Origin of the sequence: Rhodococcus sp. NPDC058505 (assembly GCF_042720095.1) — a bacterium.
Taxonomy (GTDB): domain Bacteria; phylum Actinomycetota; class Actinomycetes; order Mycobacteriales; family Mycobacteriaceae; genus Rhodococcus_G.
Genome location: NZ_JBHXNB010000006.1, coordinates 210,489 through 236,508, shown reverse-complemented (window position 1 = coordinate 236,508; position 26,020 = coordinate 210,489). Strand labels below are relative to the sequence as shown.

General features: G+C 67.1%; 22 protein-coding genes and 3 tRNA genes. All 25 read right to left on the bottom strand.

From position 1 onward, the window contains the following. Positions 1-65: 65 nt before the first annotated feature. Positions 66-4,025: a DNA-directed RNA polymerase subunit beta' gene (locus tag ACFWPA_RS07565; RefSeq protein ID WP_378508170.1), complete on the bottom strand. Its 3,960-nt coding sequence runs from the start codon at positions 4,023-4,025 to the stop codon at positions 66-68. A 125-nt stretch (positions 4,026-4,150) separates the two neighbouring features. Further along, on the bottom strand, positions 4,151-7,651 hold the full coding sequence (locus ACFWPA_RS07560) for a DNA-directed RNA polymerase subunit beta (RefSeq protein WP_378508171.1): 3,501 nt from the start codon (positions 7,649-7,651) through the stop codon (positions 4,151-4,153). A 487-nt stretch (positions 7,652-8,138) separates the two neighbouring features. Then, positions 8,139-8,996 (bottom strand): hypothetical protein, encoded by an 858-nt coding sequence (locus tag ACFWPA_RS07555; RefSeq protein ID WP_378508172.1) that lies wholly within the window; start codon positions 8,994-8,996, stop codon positions 8,139-8,141. A 124-nt stretch (positions 8,997-9,120) separates the two neighbouring features. Next, positions 9,121-9,735, bottom strand: coding sequence for a hypothetical protein (locus ACFWPA_RS07550; RefSeq protein WP_378508173.1), 615 nt, complete (start codon positions 9,733-9,735; stop codon positions 9,121-9,123). Positions 9,736-9,804: 69 nt separating this feature from the next. Then, a complete protein-coding gene (locus ACFWPA_RS07545) occupies positions 9,805-11,052 on the bottom strand; it encodes an MCE family protein (RefSeq protein ID WP_378508174.1) in 1,248 nt (415 codons plus the stop codon). Beyond that, positions 11,049-12,323 (bottom strand): MCE family protein, encoded by a 1,275-nt coding sequence (locus ACFWPA_RS07540; RefSeq protein WP_378508175.1) that lies wholly within the window; start codon positions 12,321-12,323, stop codon positions 11,049-11,051. The genes ACFWPA_RS07545 and ACFWPA_RS07540 overlap by 4 nt, the downstream gene beginning before the upstream one ends. 140 nt (positions 12,324-12,463) lie before the next feature. Next, positions 12,464-13,741: an MCE family protein gene (locus ACFWPA_RS07535; protein WP_378508271.1), complete on the bottom strand. Its 1,278-nt coding sequence runs from the start codon at positions 13,739-13,741 to the stop codon at positions 12,464-12,466. Positions 13,742-13,749: 8 nt separating this feature from the next. After that, positions 13,750-14,748 carry an MCE family protein gene (locus ACFWPA_RS07530; RefSeq protein WP_378508176.1) on the bottom strand — a complete coding sequence of 333 codons (999 nt, stop codon included), beginning with the start codon at positions 14,746-14,748 and terminating at the stop codon, positions 13,750-13,752. After that, positions 14,745-15,812, bottom strand: coding sequence for an MCE family protein (locus ACFWPA_RS07525; protein WP_378508272.1), 1,068 nt, complete (start codon positions 15,810-15,812; stop codon positions 14,745-14,747). The genes ACFWPA_RS07530 and ACFWPA_RS07525 overlap by 4 nt, the downstream gene beginning before the upstream one ends. An 8-nt stretch (positions 15,813-15,820) precedes the next feature. Continuing rightward, the gene (locus ACFWPA_RS07520) at positions 15,821-17,176 is read right to left on the bottom strand and encodes an MCE family protein (RefSeq protein ID WP_378508177.1); all 1,356 of its coding nucleotides are present in this window, start codon (positions 17,174-17,176) and stop codon (positions 15,821-15,823) included. Then, on the bottom strand, positions 17,173-18,033 hold the full coding sequence (locus ACFWPA_RS07515) for an MlaE family ABC transporter permease (protein WP_378508178.1): 861 nt from the start codon (positions 18,031-18,033) through the stop codon (positions 17,173-17,175). The genes ACFWPA_RS07520 and ACFWPA_RS07515 overlap by 4 nt, the downstream gene beginning before the upstream one ends. A gap of 3 nt (positions 18,034-18,036) precedes the next feature. Further along, positions 18,037-18,831: an MlaE family ABC transporter permease gene (locus ACFWPA_RS07510; RefSeq protein ID WP_378508179.1), complete on the bottom strand. Its 795-nt coding sequence runs from the start codon at positions 18,829-18,831 to the stop codon at positions 18,037-18,039. 7 nt (positions 18,832-18,838) lie between these two features. Continuing rightward, a complete protein-coding gene (locus tag ACFWPA_RS07505; RefSeq protein WP_378508180.1) occupies positions 18,839-19,909 on the bottom strand; it encodes an ABC transporter ATP-binding protein in 1,071 nt (356 codons plus the stop codon). A 282-nt stretch (positions 19,910-20,191) separates the two neighbouring features. Further along, the gene (gene rplL / locus ACFWPA_RS07500) at positions 20,192-20,578 is read right to left on the bottom strand and encodes a 50S ribosomal protein L7/L12 (protein ID WP_378508181.1); all 387 of its coding nucleotides are present in this window, start codon (positions 20,576-20,578) and stop codon (positions 20,192-20,194) included. 108 nt (positions 20,579-20,686) lie between these two features. Beyond that, positions 20,687-21,223, bottom strand: a complete 537-nt coding sequence (gene rplJ, locus ACFWPA_RS07495; RefSeq protein WP_378508182.1) for a 50S ribosomal protein L10 — start codon at positions 21,221-21,223, stop codon at positions 20,687-20,689. Positions 21,224-21,625: 402 nt separating this feature from the next. Then, positions 21,626-22,339 (bottom strand): 50S ribosomal protein L1, encoded by a 714-nt coding sequence (gene rplA, locus ACFWPA_RS07490; RefSeq protein WP_378508183.1) that lies wholly within the window; start codon positions 22,337-22,339, stop codon positions 21,626-21,628. Between the two features lie 127 nt (positions 22,340-22,466). Next, on the bottom strand, positions 22,467-22,901 hold the full coding sequence (gene rplK, locus ACFWPA_RS07485; protein ID WP_031937663.1) for a 50S ribosomal protein L11: 435 nt from the start codon (positions 22,899-22,901) through the stop codon (positions 22,467-22,469). 96 nt (positions 22,902-22,997) lie between these two features. Next, positions 22,998-23,798, bottom strand: coding sequence for a transcription termination/antitermination protein NusG (gene nusG / locus ACFWPA_RS07480; protein WP_378508184.1), 801 nt, complete (start codon positions 23,796-23,798; stop codon positions 22,998-23,000). Positions 23,799-23,839: 41 nt separating this feature from the next. Continuing rightward, positions 23,840-24,244, bottom strand: a complete 405-nt coding sequence (gene secE, locus ACFWPA_RS07475; protein WP_378508185.1) for a preprotein translocase subunit SecE — start codon at positions 24,242-24,244, stop codon at positions 23,840-23,842. 31 nt (positions 24,245-24,275) lie between these two features. Then, positions 24,276-24,348: transfer RNA gene (locus ACFWPA_RS07470), tRNA-Trp, on the bottom strand. A 184-nt stretch (positions 24,349-24,532) separates the two neighbouring features. Continuing rightward, positions 24,533-24,961 (bottom strand): (3R)-hydroxyacyl-ACP dehydratase subunit HadB, encoded by a 429-nt coding sequence (gene hadB, locus ACFWPA_RS07465; protein WP_378508186.1) that lies wholly within the window; start codon positions 24,959-24,961, stop codon positions 24,533-24,535. Beyond that, positions 24,961-25,416: a (3R)-hydroxyacyl-ACP dehydratase subunit HadA gene (gene hadA, locus ACFWPA_RS07460; RefSeq protein ID WP_378508187.1), complete on the bottom strand. Its 456-nt coding sequence runs from the start codon at positions 25,414-25,416 to the stop codon at positions 24,961-24,963. The genes hadB and hadA overlap by 1 nt, the downstream gene beginning before the upstream one ends. A gap of 135 nt (positions 25,417-25,551) precedes the next feature. Then, positions 25,552-25,719, bottom strand: a complete 168-nt coding sequence (gene rpmG, locus ACFWPA_RS07455) for a 50S ribosomal protein L33 (protein WP_031937658.1) — start codon at positions 25,717-25,719, stop codon at positions 25,552-25,554. A 69-nt stretch (positions 25,720-25,788) separates the two neighbouring features. Then, positions 25,789-25,861, bottom strand: a tRNA-Met gene (locus tag ACFWPA_RS07450). 69 nt (positions 25,862-25,930) lie between these two features. Next, a tRNA-Thr gene (locus tag ACFWPA_RS07445) sits at positions 25,931-26,003 on the bottom strand. Positions 26,004-26,020 lie beyond the last annotated feature (17 nt).

Sequence of the window (26,020 nt, the reverse complement as noted above, 5' to 3'; positions counted from 1 at the left end):
GACATCGGCACCGTGCGTGATTTTCACCCCGATGGGGGTGAAAATCACGCACGGGCGCGGAGCGCCTAGCGGTAGTCGCCGCCGAAGCCGTAGTCGTCGAGCGGGACCGCAGCGCCGGTGGTCTGGCCGAAGCCTTCCGGGCTGTAGTACTGGTCGTCGTACGACGGCACGGCGTACGCCGCGGCGCGCGCCTCCTCGGTCGGCTGCACCTGGATGTTCCGGTACCGGTTGATGCCGGTACCCGCCGGGATCAGCTTGCCGATGATGACGTTCTCCTTGAGACCGATCAGCTTGTCCGAGCGGCAGTTGATCGCCGCATCGGTCAGCACGCGAGTGGTCTCCTGGAAGGACGCCGCCGACAGCCACGAGTCCGTCGCCAGCGACGCCTTCGTGATGCCCATCAGCACCGGGCGACCCGACGCGGGCTCGCCACCCTCGGCGACGACGCGGCGGTTGCTCGCCTCGAACTCGGCCCGCTCGACCAGCGAACCGGGCAGGAACTCCGTCGCACCCGAGTCGATGATCGTGACGCGGCGCAGCATCTGGCGCACGATCACCTCGATGTGCTTGTCGTGGATCGACACACCCTGGCTCCGGTACACCTCCTGAACCTCGTTGACCAGGTGGATCTGCACCTGGCGCGGGCCCATCACGCGCAGCACCTCGTGCGGGTCGGCAGCACCCTCCATCAGCTGCTGGCCGACCTCGACGTGGTCACCGTCCGCCAGCAGGCGCTCGGAACCGTCGTCGTGCTTGAAGACGCGCAGCCGCTGACGCTTGGACAGCTTGTCGTAGACAACCTCTTCGCCACCGTCGTCCGGGACGATGGTGATCTTGTAGAAGCGGTCGCCGTCCTCGAGCTGCACCCGGCCGGTGACGTCGGCGATCGGGGCCTTGCCCTTCGGGACGCGGGCCTCGAACAGCTCCTGGACACGCGGCAGACCACCGGTGATGTCGGCCGCGCCTGCCGCACCACCCTGGTGGAAGGTACGCATCGTCAGCTGGGTACCGGGCTCGCCGATCGACTGGGCGGCGACGATGCCGACGGCCTCGCCGATGTCGACCAGCTTGCCGGTCGCCATCGAACGGCCGTAGCAGGTCGCGCAGACGCCGGTGCCGGTGGTGCAGGTGAGCACGGAGCGCACCTTCACCTCGGTGACGCCGGCGGCGAGCAGCGCGTCGATCGCCGGGTCGCCCAGGTCGTGACCGCGCTCGACGATCACGTTGCCGTTCTCGTCGACCGCGTCCGCGGCCAGGGTGCGGGCGTACGTCGAGGTCTCGACGTGCGCATCGCGGATGACCGAGCCGTCCGGCTGCTTCTCCGAGATCGTGGTGACGATGCCGCGCTCGGTGCCACAGTCGACCTCGCGGACGATGACGTCCTGCGAGACGTCCACCAGACGACGGGTCAGGTAGCCCGAGTCGGCGGTGCGCAGCGCGGTGTCGGCCAGACCCTTACGGGCACCGTGCGTGTTGATGAAGTACTCGAGCACGGTCAGGCCCTCCTTGAAGGAGGACTTGATCGGACGCGGGATGAACTCACCCTTCGGGTTCGTCACCAGACCCTTCATGCCCGCCAGCGAGCGGACCTGCGTCATGTTGCCCGCCGCGCCGGACTTCACGATCATCGGGATCGGGTTGTTGTCCGGGAAGTGGGCCTCCATCGCCTTGCCGACCTCGTCGGTGGCCTCGGACCAGATCTTGACGAGAGCACTGTTGCGCTCGGCGTGGTTGAGCGCGCCGCGCTGGTACTTCTTCTCGATCTGATCGGCCTGCGCCTCGAAGGACTCCATGATCTGAGCCTTCTCCGGCGGCACCAGCACGTCCGAGATGGACACGGTGACACCCGAGCGGGTCGCCCAGTAGAAGCCGGTGTCCTTCATCTTGTCGACGGTCTGCGCGACGACAATCATCGGGTACCGCTCGGCGAGATCGTTGATGATCGTCGCCTGACGCTTCTTCGGCATCTGCTCGTTGACGAACGGGTAGTCCGCGGGCAGCAGCTCGTTGAACAGGACGCGGCCGAGGGTGGTCTCCGCGACCCAGCCCTGACCGTAGTCCCAGCCGTCCGGGAACAGCTCGTCCTCGATGTCGGCGGACGGACGCTGCGTCGTCAGCCGCACCTTGATCCGCGACTGCACCGACAGCGCGCCACGGTCGACGGCCATCTGGGCCTCGGCGGGCGACGAGTAGACACCCTGCTCCGGCGCGTCGGCGGTGGCCGCGGCCAGCTCGCCGATCGCACCGTCGTCCATCCGGGTCAGGTGGAACAGGCCGGTGACCATGTCCAGACGCGGCATGGCGAGCGGCCGACCCGACGCGGGCGAGAGGATGTTGTTCGAGGACAGCATCAGGATGCGGGCCTCGGCCTGCGCCTCGGCGGACAGCGGCAGATGGACGGCCATCTGGTCACCGTCGAAGTCGGCGTTGAACGCCTCACACACCAGCGGGTGCAGCTGGATGGCCTTGCCCTCGACGAGCTGCGGCTCGAACGCCTGGATACCAAGGCGGTGCAGCGTGGGTGCACGGTTCAGCAGCACCGGGTGCTCGGCGATGACCTCTTCGAGGACATCCCACACCTGGGCGCGCTGCCGCTCCACCATGCGCTTCGCCGACTTGATGTTCTGCGCGTGGTTCAGGTCGACCAGACGCTTCATCACGAACGGCTTGAACAGCTCGAGCGCCATCAGCTTCGGCAGGCCGCACTGGTGCAGCTTGAGCTGCGGGCCGACGACGATGACCGAACGGCCCGAGTAGTCGACGCGCTTACCGAGCAGGTTCTGCCGGAAACGACCCTGCTTGCCCTTGAGCAGATCGGACAGCGACTTGAGCGGACGGTTGCCCGGGCCCGTGACGGGCCTGCCGCGACGACCGTTGTCGAACAGGGCGTCCACCGACTCCTGCAGCATCCGCTTCTCGTTGTTCACGATGATCTCGGGGGCGCCGAGATCGATCAGACGCTTGAGGCGGTTGTTGCGGTTGATCACGCGGCGGTACAGGTCGTTCAGGTCGGAGGTCGCGAAGCGGCCACCGTCGAGCTGCACCATCGGGCGCAGCTCCGGCGGGATCACCGGAACGGCGTCGAGGACCATGCCCATCGGCGAGTTGCCGGACTGCTGGAACGCCGCGACGACCTTGAGCCGCTTGAGCGCACGGAGCTTCTTCTGGCCCTTGCCGCTGCGGATGGTCTCGCGGAGGTTCTCGGCCTCGGCATCGATGTCGAAGTTCTTCATCAGGATCTGGATGGACTCCGCGCCCATCGCGCCGGTGAAGTACTCGCCGTAGCGGTCGACGAGCTCGCGGTAGATGCTCTCGTCGATGATCAGCTGCTTGACGGCCAGCTTCGTGAAGGTGGTCCAGATCTCCTCGAGCCGGTCCAGCTCGCGCTGGGCACGGTCGCGGAGCTGACGCATCTCCCGCTCGCCGCCGTCCTTGACCTTGCGGCGGACGTCGGACTTGGCGCCCTCGGCCTCGAGCTCGGCGATGTCCGCCTCGAGCTTCTGCGCGCGGGCCTCCAGGTCGGCATCGCGTTGGTCGGCGATGGTCTTCTTCTCGACCTCCATCTCCGCCTCGAGCGTGGACAGCTCGTTGTGACGCAGCTCGTCGTCGACGCCGACGATCACGTACGCGGCGAAGTAGATGATCTTCTCGAGATCCTTCGGCGCCAGGTCCAGCAGGTAGCCGAGCCGGCTCGGCACGCCCTTGAAGTACCAGATGTGGGTGACCGGGGCGGCGAGCTCGATGTGGCCCATCCGCTCACGACGCACCTTCGCCCGGGTCACCTCGACGCCGCAGCGCTCACAGATGATGCCCTTGAAGCGGACCCGCTTGTACTTGCCGCAGTAGCACTCCCAGTCCCGGGTGGGGCCGAAGATCTTCTCGCAGAAGAGGCCGTCCTTCTCGGGCTTGAGCGTGCGGTAGTTGATGGTCTCCGGCTTCTTGACCTCGCCGTAGGACCACTGCCGGATGTCCTCCGCGGTGGCGAGACCGATGCGGAGCTCATCGAAGAAGTTGACGTCGAGCACGTAACTTCCTTTCCCCTGTTCGGGTTGAAATTGCTGCTAGTTCGCTATTGCTGCCGGGCCCCGGTGCGGGCGCAGCACGCTGACTGTGTGTGTCCTGCGTCGCTGCGCTCGCACCGGGTCGGCTCCTAGTTGGCGAGGTCGTCGACCGTCGCAGCCTCGTTCCGGGACAGGTTGATGCCCAGGTTCGCTGCCGCCCGCTCGAGGTCCTCGTCGTCGCCGTCCCGCATCTCGATCGCGGCGCCGTCGCTGGAGAGCACCTCCACGTTCAGGCAGAGCGACTGGAGCTCCTTGAGGAGGACCTTGAACGACTCGGGGATGCCCGGCTCGGGGATGTTCTCGCCCTTGACGATGGCCTCGTACACCTTCACGCGGCCGACCACGTCGTCCGACTTGATGGTCAGCAGCTCCTGCAGCGTGTACGCCGCACCGTAGGCCTGCATCGCCCAGCACTCCATCTCACCGAAGCGCTGGCCACCGAACTGGGCCTTACCGCCGAGCGGCTGCTGGGTGATCATCGAGTACGGACCGGTCGACCGCGCGTGGATCTTGTCGTCGACCAGGTGGTGCAGCTTGATGATGTACATGTAACCGACCGACACCGGGTACGGGAACGGCTCGCCGGAGCGGCCGTCGAACAGGGTGGCCTTGCCGTCGGGCCCGACCATCTGCTCGCCGTCACGGTTCGGCAGCGTCGCGCCGAGCAGGCCGGTGAGCTCGTCTTCCTTGGCACCGTCGAACACCGGGGTGGCGATGTTCGAGTCGGCGGGAGCCGAGAGCATCTCCTCGGGCAGGCTCTGCGCCCAGTCCGGGCGGGTGCCGTCGCCGGCGACCTGCACGTTCCAGCCGGTCTTGCCGATCCAGCCGAGGTGGGTTTCGAGGACCTGACCGATGTTCATACGACGCGGGACGCCGTGGGTGTTCAGGATGATGTCGACCGGGGTGCCGTCGGGCAGGAACGGCATGTCCTCCTGCGGGAGGATCTTGCCGATGACGCCCTTGTTGCCGTGCCGGCCGGCGAGCTTGTCGCCGTCCTGGATCTTGCGCTTCTGCGCCACGTACACCCGGACCAGCTCGTTGACACCGGGGGGCAGGTCGTCGTCGTCCTCGCGCGAGAACACGCGGACGCCGATCACCTTGCCGGTCTCACCGTGCGGCACCTTCAGGGAGGTGTCGCGCACCTCGCGGGCCTTCTCCCCGAAGATCGCGCGCAGCAGGCGCTCCTCCGGCGTCAGCTCGGTCTCGCCCTTCGGGGTGACCTTGCCGACCAGGATGTCGCCGTCCCGGACCTCGGCGCCGATCCGCACGATGCCGCGCTCGTCGAGGTCCGCGAGGACCTCGTCGGAGACGTTCGGGATGTCCCGGGTGATCTCCTCGGCACCGAGCTTGGTGTCGCGGGCATCGATCTCGTGCTCCTCGATGTGGATCGAGGTGAGCACGTCCTCCTCAACGAGGCGCTGCGACAGGATGATCGCGTCCTCGTAGTTGTGGCCCTCCCACGGCATGATCGCCACGAGCAGGTTCTTGCCGAGCGCCATCTCACCGTTCTCGGTGCAGGGACCGTCGGCGAGGACCTGGCCGGACTCGACCCGCTGCCCCTCGTCCACGATCGGACGCTGGTTGGAGCAGGTGCCCTGGTTGGAGCGGGCGAACTTGTTGAGGCGGTAGGTCTTGCGGCTGCCGTCGTCGGCCATCACCGTGACGTAGTCCGCGGACACCTCCTCGATGACACCGCTCTTCTCGGTGACGATGACGTCACCGGCGTCGACCGCGGCGCGCAGCTCCATGCCGGTGCCGACCAGCGGCGACTCGGAACGGACCAGCGGCACGGCCTGACGCTGCATGTTCGCACCCATCAGGGCGCGGTTGGCGTCGTCGTGCTCGAGGAACGGGATCATCGCGGTGGCGACGGAGACCATCTGCCGCGGCGAGACGTCCATGTAGTCGACGTCGGTCGACGCGACGAACTCGACCTCGCCGCCCTTCTTGCGGACGAGCACGCGGTCCTCGACGAACCGGCCGGACGTGTCGACGGGCGAGTTGGCCTGCGCGACGACGTGGCGGTCCTCCTCGTCGGCGGTCAGGTAGTCGACCTGGTCGGTGATGACACCGTCCTCGACCTTGCGGTACGGGGTCTCGATGAAGCCGAACGGGTTCACCCGCGCGTACACCGACAGCGAGCCGATCAGGCCGATGTTCGGACCCTCGGGGGTCTCGATCGGGCACATGCGGCCGTAGTGCGAGTGGTGGACGTCGCGGACCTCGAGGCCAGCGCGCTCACGGGACAGACCGCCGGGGCCGAGCGCCGAAAGGCGACGCTTGTGGGTCAGACCCGAGAGCGGGTTGTTCTGGTCCATGAACTGCGACAGCTGGGAGGTTCCGAAGAACTCCTTGATCGCGGCGACAACGGGCCGGATGTTGATCAGGGTCTGCGGCGTGATCGCCTCGACGTCCTGGGTCGTCATCCGCTCACGGACGACGCGCTCCATGCGGGACAGGCCGACCCGGATCTGGTTCTGGATCAGCTCGCCGACCGTGCGCAGGCGACGGTTGCCGAAGTGGTCGATGTCGTCGACCTCGACGGGCACCTCCACACCCCCCGGCACGGTCATCGACTGGTCACCGGCGTGCAGGCGCACCAGGTACTCGATCGTCGCGACGATGTCTTCCTCGGTGAGGGTCGACGCGGTGATCGGCTGGCCGGTGTTCACGCCCAGCTTCTTGTTGATCTTGTAGCGACCCACGCGCGCCAGGTCGTAGCGCTTCTCCTTGAAGAACAGGTTCTCCAGCAGGGTCTGCGCGGACTCCTTGGTCGGCGGCTCACCCGGACGCAGCTTGCGGTAGATGTCGAGGAGCGCCTCGTCGGTGCCCGCGGTGTTGTCCTTCTCCAGCGTGGACATCATGATCTCGGAGAAACCGAACCGCTCGGTGATCTGCTCAGTGGTCCAGCCGAGGGCCTTGAGCAGAACGGTGACCGGCTGACGACGCTTGCGGTCGATGCGGACGCCGACGGTGTCGCGCTTGTCCACGTCGAACTCGAGCCAGGCACCGCGACCCGGGATCACCTTGACGCTGTGCAGCGTCTTCTCGGTGGCCTTGTCGATCGACTCGTCGAAGTACACGCCGGGCGAGCGGACGAGCTGCGAGACGACGACACGCTCGGTGCCGTTGATGATGAAGGTGCCCTTGTCGGTCATCATCGGGAAGTCACCCATGAAGACCGTCTGGCTCTTGATCTCGCCGGTGTTGTTGTTGATGAACTCGGCAGTGACGAACAGCGGTGCCGCGTACGTCATGTCCTTGTCCTTGCACTCCTCGACGGAGGCCTTGACCTCGTCGAAGCGCGGATCGGAGAAGGACAGGGACATCGAGCCCGAGAAGTCCTCAATCGGGGACAGTTCGGCGAGGATGTCCTCCAGGCCGCCGGTGGCACCCTCGTCGCCGCGGGCCTTGGCCCGCTCGCGGGATGCCGGCGAGCCGATCAACCACTCGAAGGAATCGGTCTGAAGATCAAGTAGACCCGGAACTTCGAGGGGTTCGCGAATCTTCGCGAACGACACCCTCTTCGGGGCTCCGGGGATTCCGGCCTTGGTCTGGCTAGAGACTGCCAAGATGCGTCCTTCCAGCACCTCACGCGGGCCGCTCGCTGGAGTGCGACCGCCGCTGTATCTGCTTCTTCTGTGGGGCGAATTCGCTGGTCACGACCCGAACGAAACTCGTCAACACAACGCAGGAAGCGGAAACTTCGATGCGGCACGGTCGAGAGGTAGGACAGGAGGCAGCCAGCGCAACGTCCAAAGGTACCGGAATTCGGCAGATAACACAACCTGGGCAGCGTCGAGCGCCCGACTCTGTCAAATCGGCACCCGGTCGCAACCGGGCCCCAAGCGTGCGGGGAGGTGCGGTCGTGCGAGGCGTGGTCGAAATGCGTGTCCCGCGGCGATCGCGTTCGATACCGGCGGCCGGACACCTGCCTGCTCGATACCTGTGCGTGCTCGCGCCCGATGCCTCCATTTGCGCCGGCGCGTGATCACCCGGACTCGCGATTCCTCGCAGTCTCGACCAATAGAGTGACGCCTCCCGGGCCTTCCGTCAAGAGCGACTCCGACTTTCGGCTCAGCGGTCGCGAATGTCGGACAGCAGCCAGGTGCCGTCGACCCTCGCCATCGTCACCGACAGCGGCCCCTCCGCGCTGCCCTGCTCAACGCCGTCGTTGCTCGCGCTTACGTTCATGCTCGCCACCAACTCCGCGCGATCGTCGTCGAGCAGCTTCACCCCGATGTCGGTGACCTGCGCATTCGTTGCCGTCTTCGTCTGGATCACCGCGTCTCGGGTGACCTGAGCGGTCTCGTCGAACTGGGTGCGCATGTCGTCGGTGAGGACGGCTCGCGCGTTGTCGAAGTCCTGATCGACGGTGTCGAACTTGTAGGTGTACAGGGTCTGGATGGCGTCCCGTGCCGCCGCGGACACCCGGGTGGTTTCCGCCGTGTCCACCCACGCCCGGTTCGCCAGGGTGGCCCCGGGCCGGAACGCGGCGACGGCGGCGAACGCCGCGAGGGCCACCGCGACGATCCCGATCACCGCGACCGATCGCCACCCCGCCCGTTCCGCCGCCGAGACCGGTGCGGTGACCGCGACCCCGGTCGCGTCGTCGCGGCTACGCGGGCGCAGGGCACTGGTCCGGTTGACCGGTCGACCGGGGGTCGGCTCGGTCGCGTCGCCGTCCGCGGTCTCGCGGGCAGGCGCGGTCGATGCGGCGTCGGCCTCCGCGTCCGCGGGTGCGCCGGACACGGCCCCGGTGGGTCCGAGTTCGACGGGCGCGGGCTCGACGGGCGCGGGCTCAACGGCGTCGTGCTCGACGGGCGCGGGCGGCTCCCCTACCGCACGGTCGACGGCCTTCCGGTCGTCGACCGGTACATCCGAGGTCGGATCCTTGGCGCGTCCGGGCGCCTGCCTGCCTGCGATCTTGGGCACGCGACCCTTCAGCTGTGGGGCGCTGGGGGTGCGGCGGGTGGGAGGCACTGGTCGATTCTCCTTGGAACGCTGGCGGACTCGGGGCGACCCGACACCGGTGGCGGGCGGGCGCGATGGTGCGGACCTACTGTCCGCCGGTGCTCTGGTCGGGCGCCGGGGCGGGCACCTCCGGCGCAGGCACGTCCGGCACCGGGGCTGGCGGCGCCGCGCCTGCGTCCATCGCGAGCGGAGCTCCGACGTTCTCGACACGGGACGCCTTCCACTCCCCGTCCGTCTCGGTCAGCCCGATGCGCATCGTCACCTTGACCTTCCTCGGCGGCTGGTCCGGCCACGTGGTGGTCGTGGACAGGATCACCAGCGACGTCGCGGTGCCCTCGTCCCGCGCGAAGTCGGTGAGGGCGGCGTCAATGATCTGCGCCTCGCTCTTCGCACCGGTCTGCCGGACCTGCTCGGTCATCTGGTCCCGCGTCTCGTTCAGCGAGTTGACCATCTCGTCGCCGGTGATCGACGACTCCATGTTCGCGAACGTTTGGTCCAGGTTCGCCGAATCCACGGTGTTGAGGTTGATCGCCGCCTGGCGGGCGCCGGTCAGCGCGTCGTCACGCGCGGCCGCCACCTGCTTGTCGACGACCAGGGCGCGGACCCAGCCGTAGCCGAACCAGGCGGCGGCCGCCAACGCCGCGACGGCGAGGACGCTCACCACGACGAGGGCGGGCTTGAGCAGTGTCGTGCTACGCATCACATCTTCACCCTACTTGAAAGTAACTTCCGCTCGTCGCCGCCGACGTCCGCGCCTGCCACGCCCCGCCTACCGCGGCGTGATTCCCATCAGCGTCGCGAGCTGCGTCGCGATCGGATTGAGGTTCAGTGCGTCCGGAGCCACCTTCGGCTTGTTGTCCCACGGCTGCGGGGTGTCCGGATCCGCGTACACGACCCGGTTCGCCGACCGCACCCCCGTCACACTCCCCAACGGGGTGGTGCAGTTCGCCTGCATGTTGAGCGGGAACTCGTCCCGGGTCGGATCGAAGTCCGGGTTCTCCCGCTTCATCCGGTCGAGAATCTCGTACGTCCCCTCGTAGCCCTGGGTGCAGGGCGGCGGATTGTTCGTCTCCAGCAGCAGACCCTGGTGCAGGGTTCCGTCGCCGGGGGCCGCCGTGCTCGCCCCCGCCGCCAGCGCGGGCAGGAACGTCAACAGGATGTTCAACGCGATCGACCGCGGGCCGAGCGACTCCGACACCAGCGCCAGGTTGTGCAGGTCGCTCGAGAGGGCCGGGCCCGCGGTGTCGATCAGCGATCCCACCTCGGTGCTCGCGTCCGTGCCGGTGCCAATCAGCCTGCGCAGATCCGGATCGCTGTCCCGCAGCTGCGCGGAGATCCGATTCAGGTCCGCGCTGAACTGGCGGATCGAGGACGCCTGCGCCGACTGGGTGTCGAGCACCGTCCGACTGTCGCGGATCAGTGTCAACGTCTGCGGCAGATTCTCGATGCCCGCCTCGGTCAGCGAGTTCAACGAGTCCACCAGGACCTGCATGTCGTCGCCCCGACCGTCGAAGGCCCGACCCAGCTCGGTGACCGTCGTGTTCAGCGAATCCAGCGGAACCGACCGCACCAACGAGTTCACACTCGACAGCACCTGCTCGACGGGGACCGGGATCGACGTGTCCTGCCGGGTGATCGTCGACCCGTCCTGCAGGTACGGCCCGCCCTCGCTGCTCGGCTGCAGATCCACATACTGTTCGCCGATCGCCGACCGGTTCGCCACCACGGCCCGCGCCGTCGCGGGCACCTGCGGGGCGCCGTTGTCGAGCTTCAGGTCCACCTCGACGCCGTCCGCGGTGAGGTGCAGGTCCCCGACCCGCCCAACGGGGACACCCCGATAGGTCACCTCGGCGTTGGTGAAGATGCCCCCCGAATCCGCGAAATCGGCCTTCACCGTGTACTGCCCGAAGCCGAGCAGATTGTCCAGCCGGACGTACTTGGCGCCGACGTACAGCAGACCAACCGCGGCGACCAGGATGAACGCGACCAACTGGACGCGCACCAGCTTCGACCTCATCGGCCACCCACCCCCAGCTTCTCGAGAATTCCGCTGAGCGGGTTCGGCGGGGCCGCCGCATCACCGGACACCGGTTCGGTGCCGGGCGCGGGCGGCTGCCCCGGCGCAGGCTGCGGCGCAGGCACGATCGGCGGCAGCGGCAGTAGCGACACCGTCGGCCACCCCGGACGCGGCCCGTTGCCGTTGTAGTACGGATTGGACGGGTCGACGTTCGGCACGTGCCCGTTGATGCCCGGCGGCGGCGGCACGTACACCGGGTCCGGCATCCCGACCCCGAGCGCCTCCAACTGCTGGCCGAGCCGCATGTCGAGGGTCAGGAAGAGGTTCATCGAGTTGCCGTGGATGACCTTCTCCGCGCCATCCGGGAACGGGAACGTCGGAATCAACGGCAACACCGTGACCAGGTCGTCGCCCGAATCCGCGAGGGCCTGCAGGGTCGGGCGCAGCGCCCGCAGATCCGCGATCAGATTGTCCCGCGAGCGAACCAGCACGTCGCTGCCGACCTGCCCGAGCCGATCCAGCTGCCCGAGCATCTGCACGAACTGCGGCCGCTGCTCGTTCAGCACCTGCACCGCGGGCGGGATCTCCGCGAGGATCCTGTCGATCTGGTCGGTCTGCTGCACGACCCGGCCGCTGAGCGTGTCCAGGCCGTCCAGGGCCCGGGTGATGTCGTCCCGCTGACGGTTGAGGCCCTCGATCAGCGTGTTCGCCTGATCCAGCAGGGACCGCACCCGATCCTCACGGCCACCGAGCGCCGCCGACAGTTCGTGGATGATCGGCTGCAGCTGCGCCACCCCGCCGCCGTTGAGCAGCAGCGACAACGCGCCGAGCACCTGCTCGATGTCGGTGGCGTGGCGCGTCCGATCCACCGGGATCGTCGCGCCATCGGACAGCGGTGCCGAGGACGGATCCAGCTCCGGCGCGGTCAGCTCGATGAACTTCTCGCCGAGCAGGCTGGTCTGCTGCACGCTCGCCACCGCGTTCGCGGGAAGGCTCACCGCCGAGTCCATCACCACGCCGACCTCGGCGGTCCAGCCGTCGTCCGGGACGTCGATCGTCTCGACCCGCCCGACCGGGACGCCGTCCACCTTCACCGTCGACTGCGGGACCAGGTCGAGGACGTCGTCGAACTGCACGGTCACGTGCATCGGGTTGTCACCGATGTCCGCGCCACCGGGCAACGGGATGCTGTAGATGCCATCCGATCCACACCCCGACACCACCAGCGCAACCGCGCAGGTGCCCGCACCGATCGCGACCGCGCGCCTCAACGAACGCTCCTGTCCCACCCGCGTCACCGCGCCTCCCCGCCCCACCGCCCACGCGGTGGCCGTTCCCACCCGTTTCACTGCCCACGCGGTGGCCGTTCCCACCCGTTTCACTGCCCACGCGGTGGCCGTTCCCACCCGTTTCACTGCCCACCCCGGGGAATGTTCTGGTCACTCAGACCCGGTGCCTGCGAGTTGCCCAGCCGCGGCGAGATCTGTCCCGGCACCGTCCCCGGCTGGGACGGGCGCTGCAGATTGTCACCGCTGAGAATCCCGAACGGAAGGTTCAGCGTCGGGGTCTTCACACCCGCGGTGACCTGGCCCATGATCGCAGCGCAATTGTCGATCACCGGTCGCATCTGCCTGCTCAGCGCATCGAACTTCGGATCCCCCGGCATCAATTTGCCGAGGTCCATCAGCTTGCAGAGCGTCCCGAACGGGTCCTGGGTCTCCGGCAGATTGACCCGGGAGGCCAGGGTGCCCGATTCCGCGTCGTACGAGTTGACGACGTTGCTGATCGCCAGCGGCAGCGTGGTCAGCGCGTCCACCAGATCCTGCCGATTGTCGGCAAGGGTCTGCGTCACCTGCACCAGCCCCTCGGCGTTGCTGGTGACCAGGTCCTCGTTGTCCCGGATGAACACCGCCACATCACCGAGCGTCACCGACAACTGGTTCAGCGCCGCCCCCAGGTTCTCGCGCTCCCCGTCGAGGAAGCCGGTCAGGTCGGCCAGCTGACCGTTGAACTGCCGGACCTGCTCGTCGTTCGCGGCCAGCGCGCTGACGAACGTCTGCAGGTTCCGGACCGTGTCGAACAGGTCCCCCCGCGAGTAGTTCAGCGTCGCCGCCGCCTTCGACAGCTCGGTGATCGTGGTGCCGAGCGCGGCACCGTTGCCGTCGAGGTTCTCGGCCGCCGTGTCCACCAGCGTCGACAGGGCGCCGTCCTTGTTCGCCCCGTTCGGCCCCAGCGCATCGGACAGCTCCTCGATGCTCGAGTAGAGCTGATCCACCTCGACCGGGGTCGCCGTCCGCTCCCGCGGGATGGTCGCACCGGAGGCCATCACGTCCCCACCCGAGTAGGCGGGCGCGAGCTGGATGTACCGGTCCGCGACCACCGACGGCGTCACCTGCGCGGCCTTCGCGTCCGCCGGGATGTCGACACCCCGATCGACCCGCATCACGACCCGCACCTGGTCGCCGAGCGGGGTGACCTCGTCCACCGACCCGACCTTGACCCCGAGGACCCGCACGTCGGAACCGGTGTAGATGCCGACGGACTTGTCGAAGTAGGCGGTGATCTTCGTCGTCCCGGCCCTGGTGAACAGCCACCAGCCGCCGACGCCGAGCACCAGCGCGACCACCAGCACGCCGACGGTGGTCAGGACCTGCGCGCGGCTGAACTTCGGCATCCGGCCGGACGTCATCCCCGTCATCAGTTACCCCCCAGGGTGCGCACCGGATCCCGGTATCCGGGGATCAGCGGGAGCTGCGGCGGCGTCAGGTTCACCACGACCTGGTCGAACCAGCGACCGTTGCCGACGATGTTCGCGTACAGCCGGGTGAACGGTGCGTACAGCTTGATCGCCCGGTCCAGGTTGTCGTTGTTGTCCTGCAGGATCTGCACGACGCCCCGCAACTGCTCAAGCGCGGGACCGATCTGCGCCTCGTTGTCCCGCACCAGCCCGGTCAGCTGCTGCGACAGTCGCTGCGTCCCCGTCAGCAGTTGCGCGATGGACTGCTGGCGCGCGTTGAGCTCCCCGAGCAGCAGACCGCCGCTGGCGATCAGCTCGGTGAACTCGGCGTTCCGGTCCGCCAACACCGTCGACGTCTTCGCCGTCGCCGCGAACAGCTTCGTCAGCTCGGCGTCGCGGCTCTCGATCGTCCTCGACAGCCGGGCAACCCCGTCGAGCGAGGCCCGGATGTCGGCGGGTGTGCCCTCGAACGCCTCCGACAACGTCCGCATGCTCTCCGCCAGCTGCGGGGTGTCGACCTCGCCGAGGGTCGTCGCGGCGCTGGAGAAGGCGTCGATCACGTCATAGGGCGACGTGGTGCGTTCCAGCGGGATCGGATCGGCCGGCTTCAACGTCGACGACCCGCGCGGGTCGAGCGCCAGATACTTCTGCCCCAGGATCGTCTTGATCTGGATCGACGCGGTGGTCTGGTCGCCGACCCAGGCGTCCTTCACCTTGAAGGCGACGTCGACCTTGTCCCCGGCGAGGGTGACCTCGGTGACCTTGCCGACCTTCACGCCCGCGATCCGCACCTCGTTGTCCGGCTTGAGGCCCGCGGCCTCACTGAACTCCGCGCGATACGTCGCACCGGCGCCGATGATCGGCAGGTCGTCGAGGAAGAACGCCGACATCGTCGCGAGGAGGACGAGCGCGATGCCGAGGGCGCCGGTGGTCGCGGGGCTGCGCCGCTTCGTGCTCACTGGCCCGCCCCGTTCGCCGAGCACCGCGGTGCCGAGTTGGTGTAAATCGGCTGGTTGACGGTGGGCAGGCCGGTGGGCAGGTTCAGGTACTTCGATTCACCGGGGCCCGCGACCACGTCGATGCCGCACAGGTAGAACTGGAACCACGACCCGTAGCTGGCGATCCGGCTCAGCTTCTCCAGCTTCACCGGCAGGTTCGCGAGGATCTTGTTCACCGCCGCATCCTGCTCGTTCAGCGTGCCAGCGAGGGTGTTCAGCGCCGACACCGATCCCTGGATCGACGGCCGGGTCGGCTCGAGCACGTCGGCCGCGGTGTCGGTGAGGGTGGCCAGCGAGGTCACCGCCTCCCCGACGACACCGCGGTCGTTGGCGAGCCCGGTCACCAGCTGCTGGGTGTTCACGATCAGTGAGCTGAGCTCGTCGTCGTGCCTGTTCACCGTCTCCAGCACGCCGTTGAGGTTGTTGATGACGTCCCCGATCACCCGATCCTTGTCGGCGATCGTGTTGGTCAGCGATGCGGTGTTGCGGACCAGTTCCGAGATGGTGCCGCCCTCCCCCTGGAACACCTGGATGATCTGGTACGACAGCTTGTTCACGTCGTCGGCACTGAGCGTCTGGAACAGCGGTCGGAAGCCGTTGAACAGGGTCGTCAGGTTGACCGCAGGCTTGGTGTGGTCGAGGGCGATCGTCTGACCCTCGGTCAGCTTCATGCCCTGCGGGCCCTCGCCCTGCTCGAGCGCGATGTAGCGCTGCCCCACCAGGTTCCGGTATCGGATCACGGCCCGGGACCCGGCGGGCAGCCAGTCCCGGTCGGACAGCGAGAACTCGACCTTCGCCTCACGGTCGTTCACGATCGAGATGTCGTCGACCTGCCCGACCCGGACACCCGCGATCCGCACCTCGTCCCCCTTGTTCAGCGAGGTGACATCGGAGAACACCGCATTGAACCTGGTGCCGCCGCCGCCTCCGCTATTCGCGATCGTGAGCGCCAGCGTCGTGGTCGCGACGATGGTGACGACGGCGAAGATGACGAGCTTGGTCAGCGGGCCCCCGAGCCCCCGCAACTGGGCCTTCATCGGACGCTCACCTCCGTCCCCCTCAGTGCAGGCGCCCCCAGCAACGTGGTCCAGCCCGGCACGTTCTCGGGCAGTGCGCCCGTCCCCTCCCCGTAGATGACGGCGAGGGTGTCCTGCTCGAACGTCGACCCGGTGTAGCGGGCGGGGGTGGTCTGCGCCGCAGGAACCGGCGCGAACTGCGGGCGTTCCGGCGACGGCACGTACGCCGGTCCGGGGTTCCGCGATGGCACCTGGTAGGCGCCGTCGTTGTACGAGCCGCCCGGGTACTGCGGGAACTTGTCGCCCGGCGCGGCCGGGGTGTAGCACTTGGCCCCGCGGTTGTCGAAGAGTCGCGGCTCATCCTGGTTCGGCAGGTAGCGACCCTTCGGGTTGACGAAGACCGTCGCGGCGCGGGCGCCGGGATGATCCTGCAGGCTGCCATCGGGGTTGAGGCCGAGGATCGCGCTTGCGCTGTGCACGATCGGCACGAACTGCGCGAACGTGCACCCGAATGTGGGTGACGCGGCCGCGAGCACCTCGAGGCTGGCGCGCGAGTCCTCGGCGATCGAGATCAGCGTGTCCCGGTTCGCGGTGAGGAAGTCGGCGGTGCTGCCCGCCGCCCCGGTCGCCGCCGACATCAGCGTCCGGATCTGGTTCTGCTGCTGCACCACGGTCGCGCCGGTCGTGCGCAGGTTGTCGAGGGCAACCACCAGGTCCGGCGCCGCGTCCGCGTAGGTCTGAGAGAAGTCGGCGAGGCCCTTGAGACCCTGCTCCAGGTTCGGCAGCTCGGTGTTGACACCGGCGAAGATGGTCTCCAGCCGTTCCAGGCTGAGCCCGATCTCGTTGCCGCGACCGGACAGTGCCTGGTTCAGCGCGCCGAGCGTGTTCGCTAGGTCCTGCGGCGGTACCGCCTGCAGCAGCGGGAGCAACCCGTCGAGCAGTTCGCCGACCTCAATGGCGTTGCCGCTCTTGTCCTGGTGCAGGGTGTCCCCCTCGGTGATCGGGGCCGCGGTGTCGCCGGCAGGCACGATCAGCGAGACGTACCGCTCGCCGAACAGCGTCTTCGGCAGCAGCCGGGCGGTCGTGTTCGACGGGATCAGCGCGGCCTTGTCCGGGTCGATCGCAAGGACGGACGTCACCTCCCCCTCCTCCGTCGACGAGGACCGCACCTCACCGACGATCAGTCCCCGAACCTTCACATCCGCGTGCGAGGGCAGCGAGTTGCCGACCGTGTCGGTCACCAGGTTGACGGTGACGACCTTCGTGAATGTCTTGTTGTACATCCCGATCGTGAACGTCAGGAACAGCGCCAACATCAGGAAGAAGACCAGCCCGAGCAGTCGCCTACGCACCACCGACCCGCCGGCGCTCATCCCGCCACCCGCACCGTCGTGGTGGTGCCCCAGATCGCGAGGCTGAGGAAGAAGTCCAGCACCGCGATCGTGACGATCGCGGTCCGCACGGCGCGCCCCACCGCGACGCCGACGCCCGCCGGACCGCCGGACGCGGTATAGCCGTAGTAGCAGTGGATCATGATCAGCACGAACGCGAAGACCAGCACCTTGCCGAACGACCATAGGACGTCCGCCGGTGGTAGGAACAGGTTGAAGTAGTGGTCGTAGGATCCGCTCGACTGCCCGTTGAACAGGGTGCTGATCAGGCGGGACGCGAAGTACGACGCGAGCAGGCCGACGATGTACAGCGGGATCACCGCGACGAACCCGGCGACCATCCGGGTGGTCACCAGGAACGGCACCGACGGCACCGCCATCACCTCGAGCGCGTCGATCTCCTCGGAGATCCGCATCGCACCCAGCTGCGCGGTGAAGCCGCACCCGACGGTCGCGGAGAGCGCGAGCGCGGCCACGATCGGCGCGATCTCGCGGGTGTTGACGTACGCGGACAGGAAGCCGGTGAGCACGGAGCTGCCGAGCTGATCGAGCGCCGCATACCCCTGCAGTCCGACGACGACGCCGGTGAAGCCGGACATCATCACGATGACGCCGATGGTGCCGCCGATCACGGCGAGCGCCCCGCTGCCGAAGGTGACCTCGGCGAGCAGGCGCAGGACCTCCCTGCCGTAATGCGTGATCGTGCGCGGAATCCACCCGATCGCGCGGGCGTAGAACGACATCTGGTCGCCCGCCCGGTCGAGCATGTTCAGCGGGGCGCGACCGACCCGGCGCGCGGTCAGCAGGACACGGTCACCGCGACCTCGTGCGATGGTCATCGGTCAGGCCCCCTTCGCCGGGACGATCTGCAGGTACACCATGGTCAGGATCAGGTTGGCGAAGAAGAGCAGCAGGAACGTGATGACGACCGTCTGGTTCACCGCCTCGCCGACCCCCTTCGGACCCGGGTTCGGGTGCAGCCCCTTGTACGCCGCGATCACGCCAGCGATGACACCGAAGATCGCGGCCTTCGCCTCGGCGATGTAGAGGTCCGGTAGCTGCGCCAGCGCCGAGAACGACGCCAGGTAGGCGCCCGGCGTGCCACCTTGCAGGATCACGTTGAAGAAGTAGCCGCCCGCGATGCCGACGACCGAGACGAGTCCGTTGAGCAGCACCGCAACGAGGACCATCGCGAGGACCCGAGGCACGACGAGACGCTGGATCGGATTGATCCCGAGCACCTCCATCGCGTCGATCTCCTCGCGGATGGTGCGGGAACCCAGGTCCGCGGTGACCGCCGATCCGGCGGCGCCCGCGATCAGCAGTGCCGTCACGATCGGGCTGCCCTGCTGGATCACGGCCAGCACGCTCGCGGCACCGGTGAACGACTCGGCGCCGAGCTGCTTGATCAGTGACCCCGTCTGCAACGACACCACCGCACCGAACGGAATCGCGACGAGCGCGGTCGGCAGGATGGTGACGCTCGCGATGAACCACGCCTGTTCGATGAACTCACGGAACTGGAACGGTCGGCGGAACAGGTTGCGTACGACGTCGACGAACAGTTGGACGATCAGCCCGGCCTGGGTCAACGCTGCTGAGATCGGGCCAAGCAGCGTGCTCTTCGAACCCCCCACCCGCGGTCTACCCGTGACTCCAGGACGACCCCGCGTTGTCCCCCGTTGCTCCGCCCGGCGCGGATTCGCTGTACACCGGGATCACCTGGGTGGCGGCATCGTCGTCGCCCAGGCTCTCGCGGATGCTGCGCTGCGCCTCCGGCGGCAGGGTGTGCAGGATCGACCGCACCCTGGCCTGCCGACGGCCAACGGCCTGCCGGGTCGGCATGCCGGGGGTCGCCTGCATCTGCGGGACCACCCCGGACACCTCCTGGGAGCCGTCATGGTGCCCGGCCTCCTTCAGCGCCAGCTCGGCCGCCATCTGCGAGTCGTCCTTCTCCTCGGACATGCCGATCGGGCCGATCTTGCTGCCGTTGAGGAACTGCTTGACGACGGGCTCCTCGCTGGTGAGCAGCACCTCGCGGGGACCGAACATGACCAGCTGCTTACGGAACAGCATGCCGAGATTGTCGGGCACGGTCCTGGCCAGGTTGATGTTGTGCGTCACGATCAGGATCGTCGCGTCGATCTGCGCGTTGATGTCGATCAGCAGCTGGCTCAGGTACGTGGTGCGTACCGGGTCGAGGCCGGAGTCCGGCTCGTCGACGAGAATGATCTGCGGATCGAGCACCAGGGCGCGGGCCAGCCCGGCGCGCTTGCGCATACCGCCGGAGATTTCGCCGGGCAGCTTGTTCTCGGCGCCGAGCAGGCCGTTCAGCTCGAGCTTCTCCATCACGATCTTGCGGATGTCGGACTCGGACTTCTTGGTGTGCTCACGCAGCGGGAAGGCGACATTGTCGTAGAGGTTCATCGAGCCGAACAGCGCGCCGTCCTGGAACAGCACCCCGAACATCTGCCGAACTTCGTAGAGTTCCTTCGACGAGCACTGGAGAATGTCGGTGCCGTCGATCACGATCGATCCCTGCTCGGGTCGCAGCAGGCCGATCAGCGACTTGAGGAACACCGACTTGCCGGTGCCGGACGGCCCGAGCAGGGCACTGACCTCACCAGCGGGCAGTGTCAGGCTGACGTCCTGCCAGATCTTCTGCGAGCCGAAGGACTTGGTGAGTCCCTCGACCTTTACCTCTACTCCCACCACTTACCTCCACGCTGTTCGACACGTCACCCCCACTGTGGGTTGGGTCACTCTATCGTATCGATGTGGTACCCGTGACCACGGATCCTACTCACGAGTAAGTACGGAACGCAATAGTGCGGTTTCCCGCCCTCGGCACCCCGCTCCACCTGCGGCGATGGCCTGGCCGGCAGCTGGACCGCCGTCCAGGAACCCCACCCGTTCCCGGAACCGAAAGAGGGCCGCTCCCCAACGGGGAGCGGCCCTCTTTCTAACGTGACGCCGAAGCGTTACGCGACAACCGTCTTACTTGACGGTGATGGTCGCGCCTGCAGCCTCGAGCTTCTCCTTGGCGGCGTCGGCCGCGTCCTTGGCAACCTTCTCCAGGATGGCCTTCGGCGCGCCCTCGACGAGGTCCTTGGCCTCCTTCAGGCCGAGGCCGGAGACGACCTCGCGGACGACCTTGATGACCTGGATCTTCTTGTCGCCGGCACCCTCGAGGATGACGTCGAACTCGTCCTGCTCCTCGGCAGCGTCGGCGGCGGCGGCCGGGGCACCGGCAGCGGCGACGGCGACCGGAGCAGCAGCGGTGACCTCAAAGGTCTCCTCGAAGGCCTTCACGAACTCGGAGAGCTCGAGGAGGGTGAGCTCCTTGAACTGGTCCAGCAACTCTTCGGTGGTGAGCTTCGCCATGATGGCGTCCTTCCTGTAAGTCCCATGTCGCTGATCCGCGACGAGCTGGGATGAGTGGTTACGTGATACGCAAGACCGGGTCCGTGTGGACCCGACATCTCGTGCGGATCAGCTTTCGGCTGCGGAGCCTTCCGCGGCCTTCTTCTCCTGCAGCGCGGCGGCCAGTCGGGCCACCTGCGACGCGGGGGCATTGAACAGGCCAGCGGCCTTTGCCAAGTTGCCCTTCATCGCGCCGGCCATCTTGGCCAGCAAGATCTCGCGGGACTCGAGGTCCGCGATCTTGTTGACCTCGTCCACGGACAGCGCAGCGCCGTCCATGTAGCCGCCCTTGATGATGAGTGCCTTGTTGTCCTTCGCGAAGGCCTTCAGTGCCTTCGCGGCGTCGACCGGCTCGCCCTTGATGAATGCAATGGCGGTCGGTCCGACGAACAGGTCGTCAAGGCCCTCGACGCCCGCCTCAGCGGCGGCGCGCTTGACCAGGGTGTTCTTGGCGACGGAGTAGGTAGCGCCTTCTCCGAGCGCGCGACGCAGCTGCGTCAGACTTCCCACCGACAGGCCACGGAACTCCGTGACAACGGCGGCAGTCGAACCCTTGAACTGCTCAGTGATCTCCGCAACCGCGGTGACCTTCTCGGGCTTTGCCATACTTCGCCTCCTCTCGTGACATCGTGTTGGCGTGTGGCGCCGGACGCAGTCGCCCGGGCCGGAAGGGCCGACACACGAAAAACGCCCCGGGCGCAGGGCCACGGGGCGTACACGAGGAAACGGTCCAGCTCACGCCGAACACCTTCCCCAGCCTCGTCCTCCTGCGCGGGCCGCCGGACATGTCCGGACCTTCAATCGGTGCACCGGAACCGGCACAGCGATGACCAACGGTCTTGGGTGGATCTTGTTGGGATGAACTCGAACTAGTCGAACTCTCCGGTAGAGGCTACCGGAGACCAGGCCCGACACCAAATCGACCGGTGCGGGGACGAGAGACGGTGAGGGCCGGTCGGGAGCACTGCCCCCGACCGGCCCTCACCGATCACGCTGTGAACGAACGGGCTACGCCTCGTCCTCAAGGAGGTTGCGGGTGCGGTTCGGATCCACCGGGATGCCCGGTCCGGTGGTGGTCGAAACCGTGACCTTCTTGACGTAGCGCCCCTTGGCCGACGACGGCTTCGCACGCAGGATCTCGTCCAGCGCTGCGCCGTAGTTCTCCACGAGCTTGGCGTCGTCGAACGACGCCTTGCCGATCACGAAGTGCAGGTTGGCCTGCTTGTCGACGCGGAAGTTGATCTTGCCGCCCTTGATGTCCGCGACGGCCTTCGCCACATCGGTGGTGACGGTGCCCGTCTTCGGGTTCGGCATCAGGCCGCGCGGCCCGAGGACGCGGGCGATCCGGCCGACCTTGGCCATCTGGTCCGGGGTGGCGATCGCGGCGTCGAAGTCCAGCCAGCCGCCCTGAATGCGCTCGATCAGGTCCTCGGCGCCAACGGCGTCCGCGCCAGCGGCCTCGGCCTCGGCGGCCTTCTCGCCAGCGGCGAACACGATCACACGGGCGGTCTTACCGGTGCCGTGCGGGAGGTTGACGGTGCCACGGACCATCTGATCCGCCTTGCGGGGGTCGACGCCGAGGCGGACGGCGACCTCGACGGTCGCGTCCATCTTCGAGGAGGAGGTCTCCTTCGCCAGCTTCGCAGCCTGCAGCGGGCTGTAGAGCGTGCTCAGATCGACCTTCTCGGCGGCGGCGAGGTACGCCTTGCTGCGCTTTGCCATGTGTTCTGTCCTTACGTCTCACCCGGCGTCGTCGCACCGGGCGAATGATTCGGTTGTGGTTGCGGGCCTGGCCGGCCCTCCCACGCATTCTTCGGGTTCCGCGACCTCACGGCGCGGAGGGAGCCTGTCAGCCCTCGACGGTGATGCCCATGGAGCGGGCGGTGCCTGCGATGATCTTCGCGGCGGCGTCGATGTCGTTGGCGTTGAGGTCTTCCTGCTTGGTCTTCGCGATCTCGCGCACCTGATCCATGGTCACGGTCGCGACCTTGGTCTTGTGCGGCTCGCCGGAGCCCTTCTGCACGCCTGCCGCCTTGAGCAGCAGCTTGGCGGCGGGCGGGGTCTTCAGCTTGAAGTCGAAGGTCCGGTCCTCGTAGACCGAGATCTCCACGGGGATCACGTTGCCGCGCTGCGACTCGGTGGCCGCGTTGTAGGCCTTGCAGAACTCCATGATGTTCACGCCGTGCTGACCGAGCGCGGGACCCACCGGCGGGGCAGGGTTCGCCTGACCGGCCTGGATCTGAAGCTTGATCAGCCCTGCGAGCTTCTTCTTCTTGGGGGGCATCTTCGTTCCTAATTCTTGCGGGTGTGTTTCTTGCTGCAGTGCAAGTGTGGGGTCACGCGGGCCGGCGAACGGTGCGCGACGTGATCTTCAAGGCTGCTAGATCTTCGAGACCTGGTTGAACGACAGCTCGACCGGAGTCTCGCGGCCGAAGATCGAGACCAGGACCTTGAGCTTCTGCTGTTCGGCGTTGACCTCGCTGATGCTGGCGGGCAACGTCGCGAACGGACCGTCCATGACGGTGACCGACTCGCCGACCTCGAAGTCGACCTCGATCAGCGGCTTGGCGACGGTCTCCGTTGCTGCCTCGCCTGCCGTGGCCGCGGCCGCGGCGGCGGGCTTCTTGGCGCCCTGCTGCGGCATCAGGAACTTGACGACCTCGTTGATCGACAGCGGCGACGGGCGGGAGGTCGCGCCGACGAAGCCGGTGACGCCCGGCGTGTTGCGCACCGCGCCCCACGACTCGTCGTTGAGCTCCATCCGCACCAGAATGTAGCCGGGCAGCACCTTCCGGTTGACCTGCTTGCGCTGGCCGTTCTTGATCTCGGTGACCTCTTCGGTCGGGACCTCGACCTGGAAGATGTAGTCGCCGACGTCAAGGTTCTGCACGCGCGTCTCGAGGTTGGCCTTCACCTTGTTCTCGTACCCGGCGTACGAGTGGATGACGTACCAGTCACCGGGGGCACGGCGCAGCGCTGCCTTCATCTCGGCGACCGGATCGACCGCCTCCTCCGCCTCGGCGGGGGCGTCCGGTGCCGCGGCGTCGGAGTCGGCGGTGGCGGCCTCGATGTCGCCGGAGTCGTCGACGATCACACCGTCAGCGGACTCCGCAGCGAGCGCGTCATCGGCAACAGGCTCTCCGGCCAGGGCCTCATTTGCGTCGTTATCGGGGGTGCTCACTGGCGCGCTCGCTTCCTCTCATTGCATTTCGGTGTCCGGGGTCAGCCGAACAACCAGGTGACGCCCTTGATGAACGCCACGTCCAATCCACTGATGTACGCCACCATGAAGGTCACGAAGGCGACCACGACGGTGGTGTAGGTGACCATCTGCTTGCGATTCGGCCAGATGACCTTGCGGAGTTCGGCGATCACCTCGCGCAGGAACCGACGCAGGCGCTTGAAGAAGTTCTCCTTGCGCGGCTTCTCCGCCTTCGCCTTGGCAGGCTTGGCCGGAGTGCCGGCGGTGGCGGCGACCGTGGTCGCCGCGGATGCGTCCGCCGCCGCGTGGGAACGGCGACCCGGACGCTTGCCAGTCGGTCGAGAGGACGGTGCGGCGCCGTTGGCGGCATCGTCGGCGCCCGAGGACCCTGCCGAGTCCTCGGCCTTTCCGCGATCCTCGCTCACCGTAGTTCCTCTCAGTCGCTGACATCCGGAGCAGGGGCGACAGGACTTGAACCTGCAACCTGCGGTTTTGGAGACCGCTGCTCTGCCAGTTGAGCTACGCCCCTTTGGTGGACCGAACCGCTCTCACGAGCCGGTCAACCAGCTCTGTGACCACACAACACGCGCGCCACCCCGCTCGACGCCGTTGACATCGAAGGGCAGCGCGCAGCGCTGAACAATCCCAGAAATCTCAGTGTACTGCACGGTGGTCTGACAAACCCAATCGACCGAACCCTACCGGTGTCGTGTTCAGCCGAGCCGGACGGTCGCGGTGGCCCGACCGAAGATCTTCTTGCCGTCCACCTTGGCCACGATGGCGATCACCGCGGTGCGGGCCTCATCGTCGACCGAGCGTACCTTACCGGTCAGCTCGATCTCGGCACCCCCGCCGCCGTTGGGCACGTAGACGGGGCTCGTGAAACGGACGTTGTACTCGAGCACCGCGCCCGGGTCTCCGAGCCAGGACGTGATGTACCCGGCCCCGATACCCATCGTCAGCATGCCGTGTGCGACCGCCATTGGCAAACCCACTGATCGGGCGACCTCGTCGTCCCAGTGAATCGGGTTCGGATCGCCAGCGACCCCCGCATACTGGACCAGGTCGGCCCGGGTCAACGGAACGGTCTTGGCGGGCAGTTCCTCCCCGACCGCGACACCCTGGAAGCTCCGCAGCGCCATCACTCACCCTCCTCGACGTGCCGGCCCATCAACGTGGTGTAGGTGGTGAGCACCAGCTCGCCGTCCTGATCGGTGATCTCATTCCGGGTGACGATGATGTCGCTGCCACCCATCACGCGCAGCGAGTCGACGTAGACGTCGCAGTACAGCCGATCGCCGACCTTCATCGGCCGGTTGAACACCAGCCGCTGATCGGTGTGCAGGATGTTGCTCAGGTCCAGTTCGAGGCCGAGCGTGTCGAAGAACTCCTCCTGCGCCATGAACCCGAAGACGGAGATGAACGTCAGCGGCGCCACCAGTCCGTCGTAGCCGAGCTCACGCGCGGCGTCCTCGCTGCGGAACGCCGGGTCGTCGTTCTTGACCGCGCGTGCGTACTCGCGCACCTTCTCGCGGCCGACCTCGTAGTAGTCGCTGAACCTGTGATGCAGGCCAACGAGATCAGCATTCAGTTTCACCGAAGCAGGACCCTTATCTGCACTGGACGCGGCTGAAACACAGCGACGGGCCGGCCACGGGATTCCTCCCGTCCCGGCCCCCGCGTCATAACGAAAAAATCGCGTGCCCCGCATTGGCGGGGCACGCGATTGATGCTACTTGGATTCCCGATGCGCCTGGTGTGTTCCGCAGTTCGGGCAGAACTTCTTCAGCTCGAGCCGGTCGGGATCGTTGCGCCGGTTCTTCTTGGTGATGTAGTTCCGGTGCTTGCATACCTCGCAGGCCAAGGTGATCTTGGGACGAACGTCGGTGGAGGAGGCCACGAGTATGCCTTCTTTCGGAGAAACTGTGGGTCACTCTGATCAGGGTCAATCAGAGCCTTGTCAGGTTTGTAGCGATGGCCGGACTTGAACCGGCGACACAACGATTATGAGTCGTTTGCTCTACCGACTGAGCTACACCGCCTCGATGCATCGGCGCCAGTGCACGTGACCCACATGGTACGTGAGCCAGGTACGCGACACCCATCCAGCGAGCCCCCTAACGGAATCGAACCGTTGACCTTTTCCTTACCATGGAAACGCTCTGCCGACTGAGCTAAGGGGGCATGCTCCGCTGCGCTCT

Bases quoted from the DNA above. Each gene is read 5' to 3' on its own strand.
- ACFWPA_RS07550 (WP_378508173.1), bottom strand. From the start codon at position 9,735: ATGCGTAGCACGACACTGCTCAAGCCCGCCCTCGTCGTGGTGAGCGTC.
- ACFWPA_RS07545 (WP_378508174.1), bottom strand. From the start codon at position 11,052: ATGAGGTCGAAGCTGGTGCGCGTCCAGTTGGTCGCGTTCATCCTGGTC.
- ACFWPA_RS07535 (WP_378508271.1), bottom strand. From the start codon at position 13,741: ATGACGTCCGGCCGGATGCCGAAGTTCAGCCGCGCGCAGGTCCTGACC.
- ACFWPA_RS07520 (WP_378508177.1), bottom strand. From the start codon at position 17,176: ATGAGCGCCGGCGGGTCGGTGGTGCGTAGGCGACTGCTCGGGCTGGTC.
- ACFWPA_RS07515 (WP_378508178.1), bottom strand. From the start codon at position 18,033: ATGACCATCGCACGAGGTCGCGGTGACCGTGTCCTGCTGACCGCGCGC.
- rplL (WP_378508181.1), bottom strand. From the start codon at position 20,578: ATGGCGAAGCTCACCACCGAAGAGTTGCTGGACCAGTTCAAGGAGCTC.
- rplJ (WP_378508182.1), bottom strand. From the start codon at position 21,223: ATGGCAAAGCCCGAGAAGGTCACCGCGGTTGCGGAGATCACTGAGCAG.
- rplA (WP_378508183.1), bottom strand. From the start codon at position 22,339: ATGGCAAAGCGCAGCAAGGCGTACCTCGCCGCCGCCGAGAAGGTCGAT.
- rplK (WP_031937663.1), bottom strand. From the start codon at position 22,901: ATGCCCCCCAAGAAGAAGAAGCTCGCAGGGCTGATCAAGCTTCAGATC.
- hadB (WP_378508186.1), bottom strand. From the start codon at position 24,961: ATGGCGCTGCGGAGCTTCCAGGGTGTCGCGGTCGGGGAGGAACTGCCC.